This is a genomic window from Pseudoalteromonas luteoviolacea (assembly GCF_018100925.1).
GTDB lineage: Bacteria > Pseudomonadota > Gammaproteobacteria > Enterobacterales > Alteromonadaceae > Pseudoalteromonas > Pseudoalteromonas obscura.
The window spans coordinates 421,968-443,918 of sequence record NZ_JAGJEH010000004.1; the positions used below are offsets into that span (position 1 = coordinate 421,968).

The window sequence follows — 21,951 nt, forward strand, 5'->3', positions numbered from 1 at the left end:
TTGGTTATGCCACTATATGCGGTCAGTGCATTCGCATATATGAGTTTAAAGAGAGTAATAGCACTATTTTGCAAATGGCTATGGTGTCATAGCCACAGTGCTCTATTTTGTACCTAAGTTACTTTTCTAAGGCAGTGGCCTTCCTCTAGAAGTCACATACAGATTGTACCAATCACTCCTTTCAAGGCGAATATCAAGAGCCTGAATCGCGCTCTTGAGCCGCCTAATCTGAGTTGTGCCAATCACAGGCTGGATCTTTGCTGGGTGCCGTAATAGAAAAGCGAGCAAAATAGCTTCCGAACCAACCTGATATTTATTCGCTAGAGTTTTAACCAGCTCAGCTGTTGCCCTTACCTTTGGGTCGTTAGAATCAAAGCCTTGCTCAGAATACAGCCCTCTTGCCAAGCTACCCCACGCTTGCAACTGGATCTGATGTCGTTGACAGTACTCCAAAGTCCCACTGACAAAGTCAACTTGGCTATTGCGCTCACTACCAACAGATACCCCATCATCTAGCCAGTCTAATTTTTCCAAACTCATCTCAATCTGATTGCTGACAATGGGCATGTCTAACGCGCTTTGCAAAAATGAAATTTGGTGTAAGTTCATATTAGATACCGCGATATGATTGATTTTCCCTTGCTTTTTAAGGCGTAAAACCTGCTCAGCTAGCTCATCTAGAGCCATCAGAGGATCGGGCCGATGCAGCATCAATACATCAATATAGTCCAAGTTTAAGCGCGACAAAATGCCATCGACAGACTCCCTCACCCAGTTACTTGAAAAGTCATACCTGCCAGCTTGTGCGCCATCCTTTTTCCGAATGCCGCATTTAGACTGAATGATCATATTTTCTCTATATTGTGGGTTGTCAGTAACCACTTTACCAAATACTTGTTCAGCTCTTCCGTCACGATAAATATCAGCATGGTCAAAAAAGTTAATACCAGAGGCCAGTGCACATTCAATAACTTCATGCGCTTGTTTTACATCTCTATCCTCTATATGCGGCCCGCTACCGCCAAGGCCCATACATCCATATGCTATGGGGCTGGCTACAGGAAAGTGTTTGTTTAAGGGAATACCTGTATTCATACGTTGCTCTTAACTGGTAGAAAAGTTTATGTGCCTATATGATATTGTTCTTTAAATTGAATAAAAGAGCTAAAAAAAGAACTCTTTGTTCAAAATAATAAACAATTAATTTTAGGATAATAAAAGTGAATGAGCATAAGCGCATTGAATTGCTGCTGCTTTTTGTCAAGTTAGCAGAGGAGCTTAGTTATACCAAGGCAGCACACGCTCTTGGGATCTCTAAAGGACAATTATCTGAAAAAATAAAGCGATTTGAACAGGTATTAAACACGCCTCTGTTAGTAAGAACGACTCGAAATGTGAAACTGACTCAATATGGTGTGCAAGTATATGAGCAAGGTAAATTGATCCGAGCGCAGTTATTTGAACTCGAAAGAAGTATAAATAATGACGAAATATCTGGGGTCATTCGTATCACCGCTCCGCGCATGTTTGCACAAGTTTACCTTAGCGAAATATGTTGTGAATTTAAAAAGCGCTACAGTGACATAGAATTTGAAATCGACGCAAGTTACCGCACACACAATTTAAACGTCAAAGACTATGATGTTGCCTTTAGAGCCACTGTATCTCCTCCTCAAGATATGGTTGCCATCAAACTTTTTGACTATCAACATATTATCGCAGCCTCTCCTAACTATTTAAGCGAGACGGATACCCTATCTACACCATTAGATTTAGCTAACCACACCTGTATTGTGGTAAATCAACAAAAGCAGTGGCCTTTTAAAGAACAGTCTATTCCCGTTACAGGGTGGCTTTCAACAAATGATAATAACTTAGTAAAACAGTATGCATTGCAAAATGTAGGTCTCATCCGCATCGCTGACTACTTTGTGAAACAAGAGCTTAAGACCGGAAGGCTTATATCCGTGTTGGATGAATTTATCGAAGAACACAGTAACGGCATGTATTTGTTTTACCCACAAACATCACAACCTGCGCATAAACTTAGAACTTTTATCCAATTTGTTAGAGCATATTTCGAACAAACGAATTATGACAATAAAAATTAACAAACCATTTAACAAAGTTTTCACTTGGATATTTTTTTTCACGCGCTAACATAGCAAACAAAAACAAGGAAACAACGTGTTATCAGGCATTATTTCTAAAAGTAAGTCGTTAGGTCCCGGTATTTTAATGGCGACGGCGGCCGTAGGTGGCTCTCATCTAGTCGCAGCAACACAGGCTGGCGCATTATTTGGTTGGCAGCTGTTGTGGCTTATCATCGTCGTCAATGTACTTAAGTATCCATTTTTTCGTTTTGGTGTTGAATATACAATACACAACAAACAGAGCTTAGTACGTGGCTACAAAGACAAGAACCCCTCTCTTTTCTATTTGTTTTTTATTATCAATTTACTCGCTGCGGTGGTGAACACAGCAGGTGTATTACTGCTAACAGCTGCGCTCTTACAATATATTTTGCCCGGAGACTTGGCATTAACCACCTTGAGTTTTGGGCTTTTATTTGTCTGTTTAGGCATACTCATTTTTGGCCATTACAAGTTACTAGACAGTGCTAGCAAAGTAATTATGGCATTTCTATGTATAGCAACAACAGCTGCGCTGGTAGTGGCTCTGGCAAACGGGCCAGCACATCCGACTCCGCAAATTGCGCCTTCTCCCTATGAACTCGCATTGCTTGGGTTTATGGTGGCATTGATGGGTTGGATGCCTGCACCTATTGAAATATCAGCTATCAACTCTCTATGGTTAAAAAGTAAGTTGAGAACAAGCAATCTCACCAAAAAACAAAGCCTATTTGATTTCAACCTCGGCTACGCTTTAACGCTAGGGCTCGCGTTGATGTTTTTCATACTCGGCGTGATGCTACAGTATGGCCAAGAACAGAAAATTGAATTGGCAGGTGTTGCATTTTCAAAACAACTTATTGATATGTATGCACTGACTATTGGAGAGTGGTCTCGTTGGCTTATCGCTGTGGTGGCTTTTTTATGTATGTTTGGTACGACACTTGCCGTATTAGATGGCTACGCACGAACATTGGATGAAGCAATAAAAGTCATAAAACCACACGAGAAGAAATATAGCTTATCTTTGATAATTGGCTTGCAGTCAGCTCTTGGTATGGTGGTTGTTTTATTCTTCAAAGGCAACCTAAAAGATATGCTGATGTTTGCCATGACTATGGCATTTTTGACCACCCCATTTTTTGCTTGGCTCAATTTGTCTTTGATCAAAGGGGAAATTTATGACTCACAACCAAAAGCAGTTAAAGTACTAGCTACGCTAGGTTTATTCTATTTGGTGTCATTTTCAATACTGTTTGTAGTTTGGCGTTGGGTATTGTAATTGGAAGGGACTATCGCAAGCGATAACACTCATGACTTTTAAGTCATGAGTGTTAAAAGATTAAGCGGCAAGTGCTTTTACTTGCTCCCAAATGCTGACAACATGCTCTTTGTCTTCATCTGTTAATTCGCCATTTCGATACGCTTTAACCAGGCTCTCTTCAATTTTGCTGTTTAATTCTTGAGGTTGAAGATCAAGCTCCTCAACTTGTGCGTACCCGACTGCTAAGTCAAAATGACCACGTAAATAACCACCAGCAAACAGCTCATCATCATCTGCACGGTCAACTAATTCATCAAAAAACTGCTGTGCAGCCTCTACATAGGTTTCAAATGACATTCCGTCTCCTCACTTATTCTTGATGCCCTACGGCATACATCACATGGTCATTGTACCCTGTGACGACTTTAATATATCCACTTAACTCATCATCAAGTGCTTGATCGCCCGTATCTGCAATGAGCGGACGGCCATTTAATGCTTGTAGCTTGCGCTTTGTCGCAACCACAATAATATTCTCTTTGCCTATTTGTCTGATTAACTCAGGACTAAGCTGCTGATTACCGCGACCAAAAATATGGCCTTGGCCACCGATTAATGTGATCACGAGTTTGGTTTGGTGACCTTGAGTAAGCTCAAGCAATTGTGCTGCGGTCAAGTCCTGCCCCAGCAGCTCATGATCCTGAACGAGGTCAACACCCAATAACGTGTTTTCTAGACCCAACTCCTCCATGACAGCTTCTACCGTAGAGCCAGACCCCATAATGTACCTTTGATCTTCATCCATCTCAGAGATCACATACGCAGCGATGTCGGCAAGGACCAGCTCGTCGCTTTCTTTACCACCATTTTTAACACTTTGGATAAAACGAACTTCACTGGGAACTTGCATTTCACCGTAGCGCTTAGCCTTGACAGTGCCTTGCCTAAAAGCGGTTTCATCTATGTCCATCACATCGGCTTCAGCCAAAGTGACTAATTCACCCTTAATCAACATTTCGACAACGCGACCTGCAGCTTTAGGTGTAATGGCATAAACACCACTGTGAATTTTACATCCAGCAGGGACGCCTAGCACAGGTGCTTTGTCTTCAACCACGGCACAAATATTTCTTGCCGTGCCATCACCACCTGCAAATAAGATAAGATCAACGCCCTGCTCAATGAGCTTTTGAGCTGCCACTTCTGTGTCTTGTGGTGTCGTTTCATCAGCAACATGATATACAACGTGCGTTTCAAAGCCTAACTCACCCGCGATGCGCTCGCCCATTTCCCCTGAAACAGTGAAAATAGCTATACTGTCTTTAAACGGTATTAATTGCTCCAAAGCTAGCTTTGTGCGGTTATTTGATTTTGGCTCTGCCCCTAATGCCAGTGCTTTTTGCGCCGTGTCTGCACCATCGCTGCCTTTTAAGGCAACAGAGCCTCCTAATCCTGCAACTGGATTTACAATTAATCCGAGTTTAAATGACATTTTCTAACTCCTGTGGACAATCCCAAGAAAACTGTGCCTGCTGCAAAGGCCAAGGCGTGTTATAAAACCTCGATAAGGCGCTTAGCAGTTGCTCGGTACGCGTATTAAAACCATGCTCTAGCAACTGTAATACCTGTTCATGCACTCGCTTTTGAAAGCTAAACCGACAAGTTTGCTCGCCGTTTAAGTTGTCTACCGATACGTTAAAATCAAAACCAGCCGCAACGCTAAGTGCCCACTCGATGGCTTGCGGCTTAATCTCAACCTTTTCAAATTCGGCTTGTTTGGCCTTGTCGCGGCCATCAGGGCAGTACCAATATCCGTAATCTTCTAGTAAACGTCTCGCTTCTCCAGCAACAAGCCAATGGGCGATTTCATGCAATGCGCTAGCATAAAAGCCATGTGCAAAAACCACTTGATGATATGAGCACTGCTCGTCAGCGGGTAGATAAATTGGCTCATCGTCACCTTTGACCAAACGCGTATTGTGCGTGGCCGCAAACTGTGTGTCGAATATATTTTTGAGATCAGATATTTGGTGCATAAACGCAATTAGAGCGCGGTCATTCAATGGCGGGAGATTGTACGTACTTTTGCAGTGAAAGTAAAAAATATGACGCTGTCTACACCTCACCATTCGCTCACAATGTGTATTCCATCAAAAGAATGCCGCTTTTGGGCCAAAGCGGCATTTTCAATTTGTCACGTGCTCACGCGCTTTAAGGTCAAGCCTTGCCCAATCTGTTGCAACCTTTCAACCAGTAAATAGTTCACCGGTACTAAGATAAGGGTAATTAGCGTAGCGAATATGATGCCAAAGCCCAAAGACACCGCCATTGGAATTAAAAACTGAGCTTGAGTTTGCTGCTCAAACAATAATGGCATTAAGCCAAAAAAGGTTGTGATGCTTGTTAGCATTACAGGCCTAAATCTCGCGGCCCCCGCCCTAAGCACAGCGTCCATTAGTTCAGCACCTTTCGCTCTTTGTTTGTTGATGTAGTCAACAAGTACCAAGGAGTCATTTACCACAACACCAATTAAGGCCAACATACCCAGTAAACTCATAATGGTCAGCTCCATTGACATGATCCAGTGACCAATCACAGAACCAATCAAACCAAAAGGGATCACACTCATTACAATTAACGGCTGAATATAGGATTTAAATGGGATAGCGAGCAGCGTATAAATGATAAAAAAGACAAAAAGCAGCGCCCAACCCAGTGAACCAAATGACTCTCTTTGCTCTTTCGCCTCCCCTTCAAGGGAATGTGTTACGCCGGGGTATTGTGCAACTAGCTGATCTAAAAAGACCTTTAGCTCCTCCTGTAATACAGTCATATTGGTGTTTTCTTTTTCAATATCGGCGGTAATATTAACAGTTCTATACCTATCTATTCGATAAATACTTGAAGGACTTTGTCCTGGTGTTAACGTTGCCACATGATTTAATGGAACAGCTCCTTGATTTTCAATATTGATCAATAACGTATTAAGTGTTGCTAGATTACTGCGCTCAGATAGTGGCAGCCTCACCATCACGCGCACATCATCACGTCCTCGCTGGATCCGTTGCACTTGAGCGCCAAAAAATGCACTGCGGATCTGATTTGACACTTCCGTACGGGTCAAACCAAGAGCCTTCCCTTGCGCCGTGAGTTCAATTTGCAACTCTTCCTTGCCATCACTCAGGCTATCTGTAATATCAAACACAGTTGGGAAAGTCGCCAAATTCGCTTTAACTTGCTCAGCGGCTTCTTTCAACACTGCTAGAGAAGTACCTGTCAACTGCACATCAATTGGGTCGCTCGAGCGACCAATTTCAGCCCTAAACGTCAAACTTTCTGCGCCCGGGATCGTGCCAATCAATGCGCGCCACTCTCTCACCAATTGACGCGAGTCAACACGCAATGAACGAGTTTCAGGAGGTGTTATCTCAAACCGAACTCGACCTGAATTTGACGCACCACCTCGTCCACCTGTGGTTGCTAAAATATGCGTGATAACACTTTCTCCGGTATTAGGATCCACATATTTTTCTTTTAAAACCTGAGCTTTATCTGACATTAAATCGATATATTTGGCGGTTACCTCAAATGGTGTGCCTGTTGGTAATGTCAAGTTGGCTCGCACCGTCTCACTGGGAATACGAGGAAAGAAAATAAACTTAGTCCAACCACTCATAATAAGTGCTAAAATCACCAGAAACACACCGATAAATCCGCTTAAAGTGGCTGTTTTGTGTGATATTGCCACTTTTAATATTGGTTGATAATACTTGAGGATACCGCGCTCAAAACCATCAGCAAATCGTTGCTGAAAAGCACTAAAGCGACTGGGCTTCTGGGCATTTTTACGTGGTTTTAAGTTTTTTAAATGGGCTGGTAAGACAAATTTTGACTCGACCAAAGACATTAACAAAACGGGGATCACAACAGCTGGGATCTGCGCAAAAATAGCGCCCCTCGCACCATCAATGAAGGCCAGTGGTAAGAATGCAGCTACAGTGGTCAGAATGCCAAAAGTCACAGGTGTTGCGACCTCTTGTGTTCCCCTTATCGCCGCTTCTTCTCCCGACTCGGAGCTATTGAGGTGTGTATAAATATTTTCTCCTGTGACAATTGCATCATCAACGACTATCCCAAGCACAAGAATAAAACCGAACAAACTCATAATATTGAGGCTTATGCCAAAAAATGGCATTGCTAAAAACGCCCCCATGAAAGACACAGGAATCCCGATAAAGACCCAAAACGCAATAGCTGGTCGCAGAAAGAGTGTCAACAGCGCCAATACTAATATGCCACCTTGCAGCGCATTGGAAGTTAAGGTCGAGATACGGTTTTTAACTATGACAGAATCATCATCCCAATAGCTTAACTCATAACCTTTTGGCAAGGTCTCTTGGCGCTGTTCAATATACGCTTTAACTTTATCTGCAACCTCAATCGCACTTTGCTGTCCAATGCGATAAACCTCAATAAACGCAGCTTGCTTACCATTAAATCGCGTGCGAACTGGTGTTTCTTCAAAGCCATCAATAATATTTGCAATATCAGATAAGTATAAAACTGAACCGTCTGTATTCGTCTTGATTGGAATGTCCGCAAACTCATCTTTACGATAAGCCTGCCCTTTAGAGCGAAGTAAAATATCGCCACCAGAAGATTTTAGGTTACCCGCTGAAATATCAGCGCTTGATTGACCAATTAAATTCGCCACCTGCTTTATCGTTAAATCGTATTGCCTCAGTTTATCTTGGCTAAGTTCAATGGCAATTTCATAATCACGCACACCGTCTAAATCAACTTGCGTCACCCCTTCGATACGCAACAAGTCATCTCGAACTTGCTCAGCAAACTCTCGTGTTTCCTTTTCCGAATAACTGCCTGCAACCGTGACGGTGATAACATCACGTTTGCGCTCTGCGAGCGATATTACTGGCTTTTCAGCATCTGCCGGAAAGGTGTTTATGGCGTCAACCCGGCTTTTTACATCCGCTAACATCTCTCTTGGATCATAGCCGTTGTCAACTTCAATATTTACACTGGCGCCGCCTTCTGAAGAGCGGCTAGAAATTTGTTTTATGCCCTCTAAGTCTTGTACAGCCTCTTCTATACGAATAGACACCCCCTGCTCTACATCTTCAGGGGTTGCGCCGCGCAATGACATGCTGATGCTAATTCTATCTGTTTCAAAAGATGGGAATACTTCCAGTGGGATCTTGGTCGACATAGCAAACAAACCACCAAACAATATTGATAGCATTAATAAGTTTGCAGCGACGGGGTTGCGTGTAAACCAGGCTATCATATCCCTGTCTCCCGAGCTTGGCGTTTCCGCTCTGCAAGTAATTGCTCAATGCTTACGCCACGCTCCGCTGCCATTTTTTTCAGTTTACGTTTTTGTTTTTCTGTGAGTTGCTGCCACTGTTCAGATTCAAAAGCTGGCCCTTGCTCACCTTGATTTTTACTCTTGCGCAGTGCAACAGGTGTACCCGAACTTACTTGCCCCAAAGACGTAGTCACCAAACGCATTCCCTCACTAATTCCTGAGCGTACAATCGCAAACTCATCGTTTTGCCACGCCAATGAAATATCCCTGCGCATAAGTAAATTCTGCTCGTCAAGTACATATACGTAGCTGCCCTGATAAATGGCGCTACTTGGTATGGTAATGGCATTTTCTAGGGTTTTACCTTCAATTTTTGCATTGACGTACTGGCCAATCTTTATCGCAAAGTCACCTTGTTGATTGACTGAAAATGGGTCGTCTATTTGCGCGACTACATACAACTGTTGTGATAGCTCACTAATTGCACCTTCAGTACGGACGATTTTCCCCTGCCACTGCTGTGCTTTGACCAAATCCGAATACAAAGTAACAGACAGGCTGTTTATGTGATTGTCACTGTCTCTGTAGTGTTCAGGCAAACGCATAAATGCCAAGTCTCGATTGTTAATGGGTAGTCTTATTTCAACATAATCTGTCGCATAAATTTCAGCTAGTTGGCTATTGCTCGAAACAACCTGCCCTAAATCAACCTTCTTGTTTAAAATGCGACCTGCGAATGGTGCTAGGATACGAGTACGCTCTAACGCTAACTCAGCCTTAGTCAACTTGGCTTGAGCGGACAATACATTTGCTTTTTGCGCTTCTAGCTGTGGCTTTCTAAGGACAAGCTCACCAGCCTGCCCACCATCACCTAAACGCTGCCAGTCGATTTGCGCTTGCTTCCCTCTTGCTTGCTCTTCTAATAAACTTTGCTTAGCGCCGAGTAACGCGGCTTTGGCAACCTGAACTTCAGCTTGATAATCTCTATCATCAATTTGTAATAACAGTTCCCCTTTTTCAAAAAAACCACCATCTCTGAAGCTATTGCTAATAAAGCTGATTTCACCTGAAACCTGTGCAACCAATACACTTTGTGTACGCGGCTTAACAACCCCGTAACTATCAAGTGCCATAGCAAACGGTTTTGCTTGTATCACTTCAAAATCCACCACCATTTGTGCTTGCGCTTTACTCTTGCCTCTTTTGGCTTGAGGCGGATTTGAAGTAATAAATACAACCAGTAGAATAGACATTGTCAGTATCGCTACAGGTAAGATTATTCGTTTAGCCAATGTCATTGTTTACGTCCTTAGGCTCTGTTTGCTGAAAATCACCACCCAATGCAAGGTGCAGTTCAACACGATTTTTAATTAACTCGTTTTTAATGGAAATGAGGCTGCTTTTTGCATCAAAGGCACGTTTTTGCGCATCTAATACCGTGGTGTAACTCACCAAACCTTTTTGATATTGCTCGAAAGAAAGTTGCTCTGCTAGCTGTGCGTTTTTTTCTGCAATTAAAGTTTCTTGATAGCGCTTTTTAAGCGCAACTTCCGCGCTGATACCATTTTCAACATCGCTAAACGCGTCTTGCAGATTGTTCAAGTATTGAAGCTCCAGCGACTTAAGCTGTGTTCTGGCAATTTCTTCCCTCGCAGCCAGTTTGCCCGCATTAAATAGCGGCGCAGAAATACTCGATAACAGTGACCAACCAGCCGCAGAAAAAGACAATACATCGTCAAGTTGCTCGCCACTGGGCCCATAACTTGCGCTCAATTTGAGGCTAGGGAAACGTTGCTTGTGGGCAAAAGCTAACGCAGCATCTTGTGCCAGCAGTTGATACCAACTAGCCAATAGCGAGGGCTTGCGGCTAACTAAGGTAGATGGTAATCCCGTTGAAAGCGTCGAATCTAATAACGGCAGTGGCGCGTCAACGGTTAGTAATCCGCTCGGATACTCTCCGACCAAACGCTCCAACTTTCGAACCCGAGTTTCTACAACTGATTTCTGCTGCGCTAATTTAGCTTGCTCGTTGTTTAGCTCTGTGCGAGCAAGGTACACATCAAGTGCGCTGTTGAGACCTTGCCTGTAACCAGACTCAATGATGTCCAAATTTTGCTCGACCACGGCCAAACGCTCATTTAACAATTGCTGTTGAGTTTGCCCTTCAATGACTGCAAACCAACTAATGACGACATCTGCGACTAGATTATGTGTTTGCTGTTGATAATTTGCCAAACTCGCCATCACAGTCAGATTTGCTTGACGTTCTTCTTCACTGAGTTTGCCCCAAAGATCGAGTTCATAGCCAACTTTAAGATCAAGTGCATGTTCAGTTGAAAAGGTATTAGATGACGACTTACGCCTGAAGCTATCAAGTGATATATCGAGTGTTGGCCACAGCGCACTGCCACTGACAACCAACTGCTGCTTCGCAACTTCTATTTCTAGTGCCTGCTGCAACAAAGCTAAGTTACTGCTCAATGCAGTTGTTACCAATTGATGGACTTGTGGCTCGGTAATTTGCCCAAGCCAACTTGGTTTGACAGGGCCACTTGTGTGTTGGTACTGCCAAGACGCGGGTATTTTTAATTTTGAACGATACTCTTCGTCAATTTGATACGTCGATTGACAACCGAGCAGTAAGCTCGACAATGCTATCGCCAATGAGGTTTTTAGCCGCATTATTACTATTTCCTATAGGCTCGACTCTACTATTCTATTTTAGTGTACTGTGTGAAATTGCACGTCCTCAATGAACTTTACATAGACTTACATTACACCACCACAATGACCATAAACGCACAGCATTCATACGTTTTGAACCTCATATCGATCAGTTTTAATCGGTTTTGGATGACAATAATAGGTTGTTCCGGCGCTCATGCTGGGGCAGGAAGATTTTATTAATAAATAAAAACAATGAATGATAAAGTATTTTAAATATAGATTATAACTCCTTGGAATATAGATAATAGAAATAAATTTTTTCATTCGATCTGTTATTTCTTGATCAATCTGCTTGTTTATTACCGTGAACAAACAAACAGATTGGAAATATATAATGAATAATAAATTAAACATTGTTACCGCTGGTTTACTATTGGCACTTGGGCAAGCAAGCGCACAAACATTTGATAATAGTGTGCAAGAATATGACCCGACAAAACATGTTTGGGAATACACATATAAATTGGCTGATGGCGACCCACTTGTAGTACATCAATGGCACCTTCAAAACACAGGCCAATCAGCTGGTGCAATCACTCCTGGAGTAGCTGGAATTGATTTGAACTTAGACTTTACACACCGTCGTGGTATTTTGGGTCAAGGGATCAATATTGCTGTTATAGATGATGGCCTTGCTACCTACCATCCAGACCTTGCGCCAAACGTGGTACAAGGCAACACGCCTAATCCTAACCCTTACATCTATCAGTACGAATCAAGAGGTCGTCTAAGTATTGACGACCACGGTACAAAAGTTGCTGGGATCGCGGCGGCGGCTGCATACAACGGCCAAGGTGGCCGAGGCGTAGCACCAAATGCCACACTGACAGGTGTAAACTACATAGGTAAAGAAAGCAATATTAACAGCCGCACGCTTGCTATCCGCTCTGTTATGGATATGGATGGTGCTGTTCAACCTATGAATAAACTTACCGACGCTCGCGTTATCAACCAAAGTATCGGTTATTCATTTTCTGACGCTAGCATCTATGGTGATTACCGTGCATTCTTTGATGATATTGACGCTGTAACCAAAAGAGCAGTAACAGAGAGTCACGGTGGCCGTGGTGCAATGGCTGTTAAATCAGCAGGTAACAGTCACTATATTGGCGGTCGTTGGCTAGACAGAGACAATGGTCTTTTGACACTAATTTATCCTAATGGCTATGCACTTCCAGCATATGACGCGTCAATTGCAGACCCGACAAATGCCAATTTCTGGAACTTAACGGTTTCTGCACTTAATGCAAAAGGTAATTTAGCGGCTTATTCTACAGGTGGTTCAGCGGTGTTACTTACAGCACCGGCTGGTGAATGGGGACGTTATAGCCCTGCGACAGTGACCACAGCTCTACCTAAGTGGTGCACAGACGCAACGGAAACACAATGTGAAGAGCCAATGTACGCATTTAACATGAATGGTACTTCAGCTGCAGCACCTGCTCTATCTGGCGCGGTTGCACTTATCATGTCGGCAAACCACCAGCTATCTTGGCGTGACGTTAGACACCTGATGATCACTACTGCAACAAAAGTAGATGCTGATGCTAAACCTCGCATGATTGGCGATTATGAAGCTATCCCAAGCTGGCAAGTGAATGGTGCAGGTCACGCGTTCCATTATGACTATGGTTTTGGTTTGGTTAATGTAGATGCGGCAGTTGAAAAAGCACTACAAACAGGTCCTATCCTAGGCGACCTACAAATCAAGTCATATGACGTGCCAGTAAAAGCAGACGCGTTTATTTACGATGGCGATTTCACTGGTACTGAATCAGTTCACACACAAACTGATGACCTAACAGTTGAAGCCGTTCGCGTACACTTAAGCTTGGATCATGAGCGCCTTGGGGATTTATCTGTTGAGCTTATTTCACCTAGTAACACACGCAGTGTCATCTTAACCGCTGGTACAGACATCGAAGGCAATAAGTTCAATGACAATGTGATCCTTTCAAACCATTTCTATGGTGAGTCTGCAAAAGGAGATTGGAAACTACGTATCATCGACACAAATGCAAAAGACTCATGGTCTGAAAGAGTATATGACTTAGGCACTGGTAAATTTGTTGAAGGTTCAAAAGCAGTTATTCCACAGCGTGGTGATAAAGTACAACCTAACAACACTAAACCAGGTCAGTTAACTGGTTGGAGTATTACGTTCTACGGTCATTAATTAATGATTATAAGAGAGCTATACCTATAGCTCTCTTATAATTTTAAATTGCGATCACTATTAGATAAATGCTGGCAACATTTATAGGTTACACATAATAAAAAAATGCATCTTCACATCGGGTTTAACTAATTTAACCTCTCTCCTAGTAGAAATAATATGCCAACCCTTAATCTGATTTTCAACAGTCCAACAAAGTAATTACCACTGAATTAAATACATTTCATGAGTGAAGCTTTACTGCGTGTTCATTCTATTTCTTTATATCACAGTGCCAACTAAACCGCTTTAAACGGCCGTAACAAGCCCACCTAAAATGTAACTCCCCCATAAACTGAAACAGTTCATTAGTAGAGTTTCTATCAATATAAAATTGGGGCAGTTACAGTTACGCAACCATATTCGCCCGCACTGGGTTAAGTACACTATACCTACTTAACTCAAGTAAGTAGGCGTCTCTATCAACCAAAATACCTTTAAATCGACCCTGAAATAGATGATCAACTCAGCCATGTTTGCGGTTTATATTTTGTGTAAATACACCATTTAATTGTCGCATCCCCTTGCTTAAATTGGCGTCAGGTTTTTCTACGAGTAGATGATAGTGATTTGTCATCAAACAATGACTGTGTATCACCCTGTTATACTCAAATATTCTTAAGATGCGAGGTTCAGCGAGAAGTGATTGGCTTTCAGGCAAGGCGTCGATTTGAAGATCTAGTGGGCCTAAATCGAAAATTGACAACAAAGTATGAAAGCCAATCAAACTCGCCCTTGGGAGCGCGTATTCTGTCCCACTTCATCGTCAAAGAACTTGGAAAGGACTCGACAATACACTGCGTTCTTTTCCTAGTACTGAAACAGAAGACATAGATCTGAATCATGCACCTCGAGGGAGTTTGGGTATAGAACGTTCACATATATCAGATAAAACCGCCAAAAACAGCGTATAGTCGTCATCATCAAAAAAGATGTTCTGCCGCGCATTCCCCCTAGAAGTCACGTGGTAAAGCGCTCCTGCAAATTCAATTCTTAACGGTCTTGCCATTTTGCTCCCTGAATATATAACCCTTTAATTTGTAACTCCCCCACAAACAAAATTGCTATTGCGGATCTTGTGTTGTTATGCTCAATAAGACAAGGAGATAGAAATAATACTTCAACTTAATTCATTTTATATTTAATGATGGAGTTAAATTTTACGACTAGGATATGGATGGTGAGAAAAAAGTAATAAAAGACATTTAGGAAGTACCAATGTAGGTGGTACTTCCTAATTTTCTATTTAGCTATAGTATGCTTCGCCTGCTTCCGCTTTCGCTTTCAGCGGCTCTGACGGTGTGAATACATCATTTTCAGTTGCGTACGTAGACAACTCTGAACACACTTTATTGATACCGCGTTTATCCATGTAACTAAATGGACCACCTAAGAATGGTGGGAAGCCAATACCAAAAATTGCACCAATGTCTCCATCACGAGCAGAAGCAATAATCCCTTCATCTAAGCATCGAGATGCCTCATTTAGCATCTGTGCAACACAGCGATTCGCGATTTCTTGCTTATTCAAACGTGGAGCCTGTGTGATCCCTAACAAAGCATAAACCGATTCGTCGACAGTCTTGCCTTTTTTTCCTTCATAAGTATAAAAACCGCGTCCAGTTTTCCTACCTAGGCGTTTATTGTCTATCATACGTTCAAATGCATTTGGCGCTTTAAAACGATCACCAAGCTCTTTTTCAAGAATTGGTGCGATTTTAGACCCAATGTCAATGCCAACTTCATCGAGTAGTGCTAGTGGCCCAACCGGAAAGCCAAACTCCACAAGTGCCTGATCGATTTTCTCAATTGGCTCACCAGCTAGCAGTAGATTAGCAGCTTCGTTTACATACGGTGCCAAAATACGATTCACATAGAAGCCTGCTTTATCTTTAACTACAATCGGTGTTTTACCCTGCTTTCGTGCAAAGTTAACCGTCTTTGTTATGGTTTCTTCTGAGGTACTCGCATGAGGAATAATCTCAACCAACGGCATTTTTTCTACTGGAGAGAAGTAATGTAATCCAATCACATTCTCAGGGCGCTCAGCCTTTTCTGCAATTTGTGCAATTGGCAGCGATGAAGTATTACTGGCGAATATCGTTGATTCTGAACACTCACGTTCAATATCTGCGACCATACCCTGCTTTAATGCTAAGTCTTCGAAAACAGCTTCGATAACAATATCAACATGCTCGAAACCACTATAATCTGTCGTGCCAGTGATGCTGTTCATGGTCGATTGCATTTGGGCTTTAGATAAAATACGGCGTTTTTGCTTTTTAGATAAAATCTTGTAGCTGTAGTTTAGGGCATTGCTGATCCCTTGGTGTGCTACATCTTTGATACGTACTCGTACGCCTGCTTTTGCAGCACTGACATGAGTGATCCCTGCCCCCATCAAACCACCACCTAAAACTGCAGCACGCGAAATACTTGCCTTGTCGTCACTTTGCCACTCTTTTTTCATCTCAGTGGTGGCAAAGAAAATTCCACGCAAAGAGCGTGACACGTCTGTCATCACAAGATCTGCAAAACCTTCCGCTTCGGTTTTGTAGGCTTTTAACTCATCTAGCTCAACAGACGCCCTTACAGCCTTAATGATCGCAAGAGGAGCTGGATAGTGACCTCCTGTCTTTTTCTCAACATTATCTTGTGCTTTTTTGAAGATAATATTTCGACCAAATGGATTGGACTCTAGCAATTGGCTAAGCTTATCTAACTTTGGTTTGCGGGCCTTTGGCTTGCCTTTTCTAGCAAGTTTGACCGCGACATCCATCAAAATGCTGTGCGGAACACTTTCATTGACCAAACCAGCTTTTGCTGCTTGCTTTGCTCGTACTTGTTTACCTGTTAGCATCCACTCCAACGCTTTTTGGATACCCACCAACTTAGGTAGTCGTTGTGTACCGCCACCACCAGGTAACAAACCAAGTTGCACTTCTGGTAAGCCCAGTTTTGTTTTGTCATCATTTGTACACACGCGATAGTCACACGCTAATGCAAACTCTAACCCGCCGCCTAAAGCTGCTCCATGGATTGCAGCAACTGTTGGGAAAGGCAGTGCCTTCATTTTAAAAAACGCCTGTTGACACATTTCTGATAGGCGCAATGCATCATCGCGTGTATGTGCATTGTCAAGCATCTTGATATCTGCACCTGCAATGAAGTTGTCAGATTTACCACTGACAAACACCATACCAGTTACATCATCTGTTTTTCCTTTTTCAAGAATTTCTAGCAACTCATCGGCGAATGTATCACGTAGTGTGTTCATTTTTTCGCCCGGCACATCAATTGTTACCAATGCAACTTTATGGCTGTTTAATTCATAACTAAATACTGACATTTATGCACTCTCCAATACAAATGCTGCACCCAACCCACCAGCCGCGCAAGCTGTTGTCAATGCGAGCCCACCACCTCGGCGTTTTAATTCATTTAAGCTTTGAGTGATAAGCCTCGCGCCTGTTGCCGCAAATGGGTGACCATAGGCTAAAGAGCCACCATTGACATTGAACTTGTCCATATCAATCTCACCTATTGCTTTATTGCGTCCAAGCTTCTCTTTTGCAAACTTGTCCGAAGCAAACATCTTGACATTGGCCAACGCCTGCGCTGCAAACGCTTCATGCATTTCTATCAAGTCGAGGTCTTTCAATTCGATTCCAGCTCTATCTAGCGCGAGTGGCGTTGAATGCGCAGGGCCCATGAGCATGTCTTCATGTACGCCAATTGCAGAAAATGCATAAGAGCGTACATAACCTAAAATTTCGTAACCAAGGGCTTTTGCCTTACTTTCACTCATCATCAATACAGCTGCTGCGCCATCAGTAAGAGGCGTCGCGTTTGCAGCAGTCACAGAGCCATGTTTTCTATCAAAGACAGGGCGAAGCTTTGCATACCCTTCAAGAGACGAGTTAGCACGTATATTATTATCTTTGTCGATAAAACCTTTATATGGTTCTACGTGCGCGGTCATAACTTCTTGCGACAACAGTCCTTCATCCCAAGCTTTTGCAGCTAAAGAGTGAGAGCGGTGCGCCAATGCATCTTGCTCTTCACGGCTAATACCGTGTGTTTTTGCCATTTGCTCAGCTGTGTCACCCATTGACAAACCAGTTGAATATTCAGCAACTGCTGGGGGAACAGGTAATAAATCTTTTAAGCGCAATTGAGAGAAAATCTTCAATCGCTGGCCTAATGTTCTGGCTTTGTTTAAATCAACTAGGCTACCTGCTAGTTTTTTGCTTACACCGATCGGCAATACTGAAGAAGAATCCGCGCCACCAGCAATGCCGACTGCGGTATGACCTGCAATGATAGACTCAGCAACATTGGCAACCGCTTGAAAGCTTGTCGCACACGCTCGAGAAACCGAATACGCATCAACGGATACAGGCATACCGGTACCAAGCACGATTTCCCGTGCAATATTTGGCGCTTCAGGCATTTGTACAACTTGCCCAAATACTAACTGGTCGATTTCTTTTTTATCTATGTTTAGGCGTTCCAGCATTTCATTGACCACAGTTTTACCTAGGTCTAGTGCAGGTACGTGGTGGTAAGCCGTAGCTTGTTTTGCAAAAGGAGTACGTAAGCCACTCACAATGGCGATACGGTCTCCGTTTATTGTTTTTAGAATGTTTTGTTCAGACATGAATTTTGCTCTCCCGCTGACAGGTCTGACCTGTTATTTTAATCCGATTCTAAACAACCGAATCCATTCTGCCAATAGAAAATTGGAAATTGTCTGTAAAATCACAGCGCAAATTAAACTTAGCGTGAATTTTGAACAAATCAAAAAGCGTCTGAAAAATATATTAAAAATATGGAACTAAACCAAATAATACGGTCTAAGAAAAAAGTGAAAATCCACCTCAAAAGCTTGAGTTTTCCGTTTCAATCCATATAAATAAGCAACAAATTTGTCATAACAAGGACAAACAAGCATGGCAGTTAATGAGTTTACTGAATTAAAAAAATACTTAGACACCCAAATTTTAGGTCAACCAGACTTAACCGAAGCATTATTAATCGCAATTTTAGCTGACGGCCACCTATTAGTTGAAGGCCCTCCAGGACTGGCAAAAACCCGAGCAGTAAATGCTCTCGCCAAAGGTATAGAGGGTAGCTTTCAACGCGTTCAGTTTACACCCGACTTGTTACCAGCAGATATAACCGGCACTGATATTTACAGACAACAAACCAGTGAGTTTGTATTTGAGAAAGGCCCGCTATTCCATAACCTTGTACTTGCAGATGAGATTAACCGCGCACCCGCTAAAGTTCAATCAGCGTTACTTGAAGCCATGGCAGAGCGTCAGGTCACTGTGGGGAAAACAACTTATCCACTTCCAGAACTCTTTATGGTTATGGCGACACAGAACCCGCTAGAGCAAGAAGGTACCTATCCGTTACCAGAGGCACAACTCGACCGCTTTTTATTACACCTCAATATTGATTACCCACAAGCGCAAACAGAGTTAGAGATCTTACGTTTGACACGAGGTGAAGCGCTCAGCACAGAGGTTGTGAAGTTTAGTCCAATTAGTCAACAAACATTATTTGAGGCTAGAAAAAAGGTATTAGAGCTGCATTTGGCTGAGCCTCTTGAGCAATATCTGGTACAACTCATTATCGCAACCCGTGAAGCAGCCAAATTGGACGCACAACTTGGTGCTTGGATAGAGCTAGGTGCAAGTCCAAGGGCTACAATTGCATTAGATAAATGTGCCCGTGCTCACGCTTGGTTACAACAACGTGACTTTGTCACGCCAGATGACATCCAAGCCGTTTTACATGATGTTTTGAGACACCGAATTATTCTGAGCTACGAAGCTCAAGCGGATGGTATTACCAAAGATCAAGTGATCAGCCGCATTCTCGAGTTAGTGCCCGTACCTTAAGGTTTAAACACCACCTATGAAAGCAAATAATGATATACAAAGCTGGTTTGCAAATTGCCATAGCAATGGTGTTGAACTTGGGCTCAAGGAGTTGCTCTACTATAAGAGTAAATCCCAACTTCTCGACTTAAAACCTAAAGGTCATATTCGCAGTGCGCAAGCGGGACAATATCTCGCACCGCATAAGGGCCGAGGTATGGAGTTTGCCGAAGTGCGTCAATACCAATATGGCGATGACATCCGCGCCATTGACTGGCGCGTCACGGCGCGAACAGGAGAAGCACATACCAAGCTCTATCAAGAAGAAAAAGAGCGTCCTGTTTTTATATTTACAGACTTATCAAACAGCATGCTGTTTGGCAGTCAACTACTGCTCAAATCCGTGCAAGCGGCCCATTTGAGTGCCCTTGTCGCTTGGTCAGCGTCTCATCGAGGCGACAGATTAGGCGGTGTGGTGTTCTCTGAGTACAGCCACCATGAGCTCAAACCAACGGCCAGAGACAAGGGTGTACTCGCATTTTGTCATCAACTGTGTGACGTTCATGAAACAAGCTTAGTTAACCGCGACAATAAAAACACCAGTCGCTTCAATGATAACCTGAAACGTCTTAAGCATTTGGCAAAACCGGGCAGTTTGATTTACCTCATTTCAGATTTTTCCGAGTTAAATGATGAGAGCTTTTCATTACTTGAAGGCTTGAGTCGCCATTGTGAGTTAATAGGCTGCCAAGTCAGTGACCCTTTTGAACATACTCTTCCTGCGTACAGTGAAGCTGTCGAGGTTCAAGGGACCAATAGCGCTTGGACCTTACCATTGAGCGACAAACAATTCAGAGACAAGTTTGCCAAACATGCGCAAGATGTTTTTAGCGCTCGGCTAAAACGTTTACAACGCGCAGGCATGACGATGCTCAATTTCTCGGCCGATACGCCATTAGAATCTCAGCTTTCTAGGTAACTACAATGAATCCATCTCCATTAGATGCCTTACATGATGTCTTGCCACCTGAGCAGGTAAGTTGGTGGCCACTGTCGCTGCCAACTTGGGCACTTATTATCACCTCAACGTTGATACTTTTACTGTTTAGCTTTTATTTATATCGCAGCTGGCAGTTCGGTGCAGCCAAAAGAGAAGCGATCAAGCTCAGTCAATTGGAAATTAAAGATGCACTGGCGTTGCATGGTTTACTAAAAAGGCTAACTAAACACTACTATGGTACCACCGTAGCGTCTCAATCAACGCCCAACTGGTGCCAAACCTTGAACTTATTGTCAAAAGCACAGTTCAGCGAACAAGATATTGCCTCATTATATAACTCAGAAAACAAAAACGATCAGATTGAAAAACTTATGATGGCAATAAAAACGTTTAAAACCAAGGAGCGCTTAGATGTTTGAATTTGAGTGGCCTATTGCATTTTTACTGCTGCCACTACCTTGGCTCATCGCCAAATTAAAACCCGTTCCGGCTAGAACCCAACAGAAAATCCGTATGCCCAGTTATGCAAGTCTGGGTGGATTGGGCACGCAAGAGCAATCATTTTCTCGTAAAAAAAACTGGCTTGAAATGCTCATCTGGCTGTTACTAGTTACAGCATTGAGTAATCCCACTTGGTTAGACGACCCTATTACGTTGCCAAGCGAAGGCAGAGACATAATGCTCGCAGTTGACCTTTCTCACTCAATGGCTGAAGAGGATATGGAGTACAACGGTCGTTACATAGACCGTTTATCAGTTGTAAAAGCTGTACTGGGTGATTTCATAGAGCAGCGACAAGGTGACAGACTTGGCCTTATCTTATTTGCTGACACCGCATTTTTACAAACCCCCTTGACCAAAGACATCAATACAGTAAGTCAAATGTTGCAAGAGTCTCAGATTGGCTTAGTCGGCAGAGCAACCGCCATTGGTGATGCTCTGGGCCTTGCAGTAAAAAGATTCAACCAAAAAGAAGAAAGCAATCGCATTTTAATTTTGCTCACTGATGGTCAAAATACCGCTGGAAACTTACAACCTGAAGAAGCACTCATTTTAGCGCGTGAAGAAGGTATTAAGGTTTACACCATTGGCGTTGGGTCAGATGGCCGCAGAAACATGGGATTCTTTTCTTTGGGTAGCATGTCAGGAGCGAGTATCGATGAGCAAACACTCACCCATATTGCCGATGAAACTGGTGGTCGCTACTTTAGAGCTAAAGATGTGCAAGGTTTACAACAAATCTATTCTGAGCTTGATAACTTAGAGCCTATTTCTGCTGAAGACGAAACTTTTCGACCCAAGCTTGCACTATTTTATTTGCCTTTGTTGGCTGCATTAGCAATATGGGCCATCGCCTTACTGATTCGTTTTGCAAAACAGTGGAGACGAGGTAATTAAT

At 42.9% G+C, this 21,951-nt stretch carries 18 protein-coding genes; 7 read left to right on the plus strand and 11 right to left on the minus strand.

Annotated elements, in window-relative coordinates:
• Positions 1-126: 126 nt before the first annotated feature.
• Positions 127-1,095 carry an aldo/keto reductase gene (locus J8M00_RS10920; protein ID WP_211010273.1) on the minus strand — a complete coding sequence of 323 codons (969 nt, stop codon included), beginning with the start codon at positions 1,093-1,095 and terminating at the stop codon, positions 127-129.
• Between the two features lie 125 nt (positions 1,096-1,220).
• On the opposite strand from J8M00_RS10920, the gene J8M00_RS10925 reads away from it, so the two are divergent.
• A complete protein-coding gene (locus J8M00_RS10925) occupies positions 1,221-2,111 on the plus strand; it encodes a LysR family transcriptional regulator (RefSeq protein ID WP_211010274.1) in 891 nt (296 codons plus the stop codon).
• A 127-nt stretch (positions 2,112-2,238) separates the two neighbouring features.
• Positions 2,239-3,414 (plus strand): NRAMP family divalent metal transporter, encoded by a 1,176-nt coding sequence (locus J8M00_RS10930; RefSeq protein WP_211010379.1) that lies wholly within the window; start codon positions 2,239-2,241, stop codon positions 3,412-3,414.
• Positions 3,415-3,474: 60 nt separating this feature from the next.
• Here J8M00_RS10930 and J8M00_RS10935 read toward each other — a convergent pair whose 3' ends face one another.
• From J8M00_RS10935 to J8M00_RS10960, 6 genes are all read right to left on the minus strand, one after another.
• Positions 3,475-3,753: a YfcL family protein gene (locus J8M00_RS10935; RefSeq protein WP_023401568.1), complete on the minus strand. Its 279-nt coding sequence runs from the start codon at positions 3,751-3,753 to the stop codon at positions 3,475-3,477.
• A gap of 13 nt (positions 3,754-3,766) precedes the next feature.
• Complete coding sequence (locus J8M00_RS10940) at positions 3,767-4,888, minus strand: ATP-NAD kinase family protein (RefSeq protein ID WP_211010275.1); 1,122 nt, start codon at positions 4,886-4,888, stop codon at positions 3,767-3,769.
• Positions 4,878-5,432, minus strand: a complete 555-nt coding sequence (locus J8M00_RS10945; protein ID WP_211010276.1) for an elongation factor P hydroxylase — start codon at positions 5,430-5,432, stop codon at positions 4,878-4,880. The genes J8M00_RS10940 and J8M00_RS10945 overlap by 11 nt, the downstream gene beginning before the upstream one ends.
• A gap of 158 nt (positions 5,433-5,590) precedes the next feature.
• Positions 5,591-8,701, minus strand: a complete 3,111-nt coding sequence (locus J8M00_RS10950; RefSeq protein WP_211010277.1) for an efflux RND transporter permease subunit — start codon at positions 8,699-8,701, stop codon at positions 5,591-5,593.
• Positions 8,698-10,020, minus strand: coding sequence for an efflux RND transporter periplasmic adaptor subunit (locus tag J8M00_RS10955; RefSeq protein WP_211010278.1), 1,323 nt, complete (start codon positions 10,018-10,020; stop codon positions 8,698-8,700). The genes J8M00_RS10950 and J8M00_RS10955 overlap by 4 nt, the downstream gene beginning before the upstream one ends.
• Entirely contained in the window at positions 10,007-11,404 is a 1,398-nt protein-coding gene (locus J8M00_RS10960; RefSeq protein WP_211010279.1) for a TolC family protein, read from the minus strand. Before J8M00_RS10960 ends, J8M00_RS10955 begins: the two co-directional genes overlap by 14 nt.
• Before the next feature lie 379 nt (positions 11,405-11,783).
• On the opposite strand from J8M00_RS10960, the gene J8M00_RS10965 reads away from it, so the two are divergent.
• Positions 11,784-13,625: a S8 family peptidase gene (locus J8M00_RS10965; protein WP_211010280.1), complete on the plus strand. Its 1,842-nt coding sequence runs from the start codon at positions 11,784-11,786 to the stop codon at positions 13,623-13,625.
• 505 nt (positions 13,626-14,130) lie between these two features.
• On the opposite strand, the gene J8M00_RS28440 is transcribed toward J8M00_RS10965, so the two are convergent.
• The 4 genes from J8M00_RS28440 to fadI all read right to left on the minus strand — a co-directional run bounded on the left by J8M00_RS28440 (position 14,131) and on the right by fadI (position 18,324).
• Positions 14,131-14,262, minus strand: a complete 132-nt coding sequence (locus tag J8M00_RS28440; RefSeq protein ID WP_348772553.1) for a transposase — start codon at positions 14,260-14,262, stop codon at positions 14,131-14,133.
• A 243-nt stretch (positions 14,263-14,505) separates the two neighbouring features.
• Complete coding sequence (locus J8M00_RS10975; protein ID WP_211010281.1) at positions 14,506-14,673, minus strand: hypothetical protein; 168 nt, start codon at positions 14,671-14,673, stop codon at positions 14,506-14,508.
• A 237-nt stretch (positions 14,674-14,910) separates the two neighbouring features.
• Entirely contained in the window at positions 14,911-17,013 is a 2,103-nt protein-coding gene (fadJ, locus tag J8M00_RS10980) for a fatty acid oxidation complex subunit alpha FadJ (protein WP_211010282.1), read from the minus strand.
• Positions 17,014-18,324 carry an acetyl-CoA C-acyltransferase FadI gene (gene fadI / locus J8M00_RS10985; RefSeq protein ID WP_211010283.1) on the minus strand — a complete coding sequence of 437 codons (1,311 nt, stop codon included), beginning with the start codon at positions 18,322-18,324 and terminating at the stop codon, positions 17,014-17,016.
• 292 nt (positions 18,325-18,616) lie between these two features.
• Here fadI and J8M00_RS10990 point away from each other — a divergent pair, with 292 nt between their 5' ends.
• The 4 genes from J8M00_RS10990 to J8M00_RS11005 are packed head-to-tail and all read left to right on the plus strand — an operon-like array spanning position 18,617 to position 21,950.
• On the plus strand, positions 18,617-19,573 hold the full coding sequence (locus J8M00_RS10990) for an AAA family ATPase (RefSeq protein WP_023401554.1): 957 nt from the start codon (positions 18,617-18,619) through the stop codon (positions 19,571-19,573).
• Between the two features lie 16 nt (positions 19,574-19,589).
• Positions 19,590-20,531: a DUF58 domain-containing protein gene (locus tag J8M00_RS10995; protein ID WP_211010284.1), complete on the plus strand. Its 942-nt coding sequence runs from the start codon at positions 19,590-19,592 to the stop codon at positions 20,529-20,531.
• A gap of 5 nt (positions 20,532-20,536) precedes the next feature.
• Positions 20,537-20,971 carry a DUF4381 domain-containing protein gene (locus tag J8M00_RS11000; protein ID WP_211010285.1) on the plus strand — a complete coding sequence of 145 codons (435 nt, stop codon included), beginning with the start codon at positions 20,537-20,539 and terminating at the stop codon, positions 20,969-20,971.
• Positions 20,964-21,950 carry a vWA domain-containing protein gene (locus J8M00_RS11005; RefSeq protein WP_211010286.1) on the plus strand — a complete coding sequence of 329 codons (987 nt, stop codon included), beginning with the start codon at positions 20,964-20,966 and terminating at the stop codon, positions 21,948-21,950. Before J8M00_RS11000 ends, J8M00_RS11005 begins: the two co-directional genes overlap by 8 nt.
• Position 21,951 lies beyond the last annotated feature (1 nt).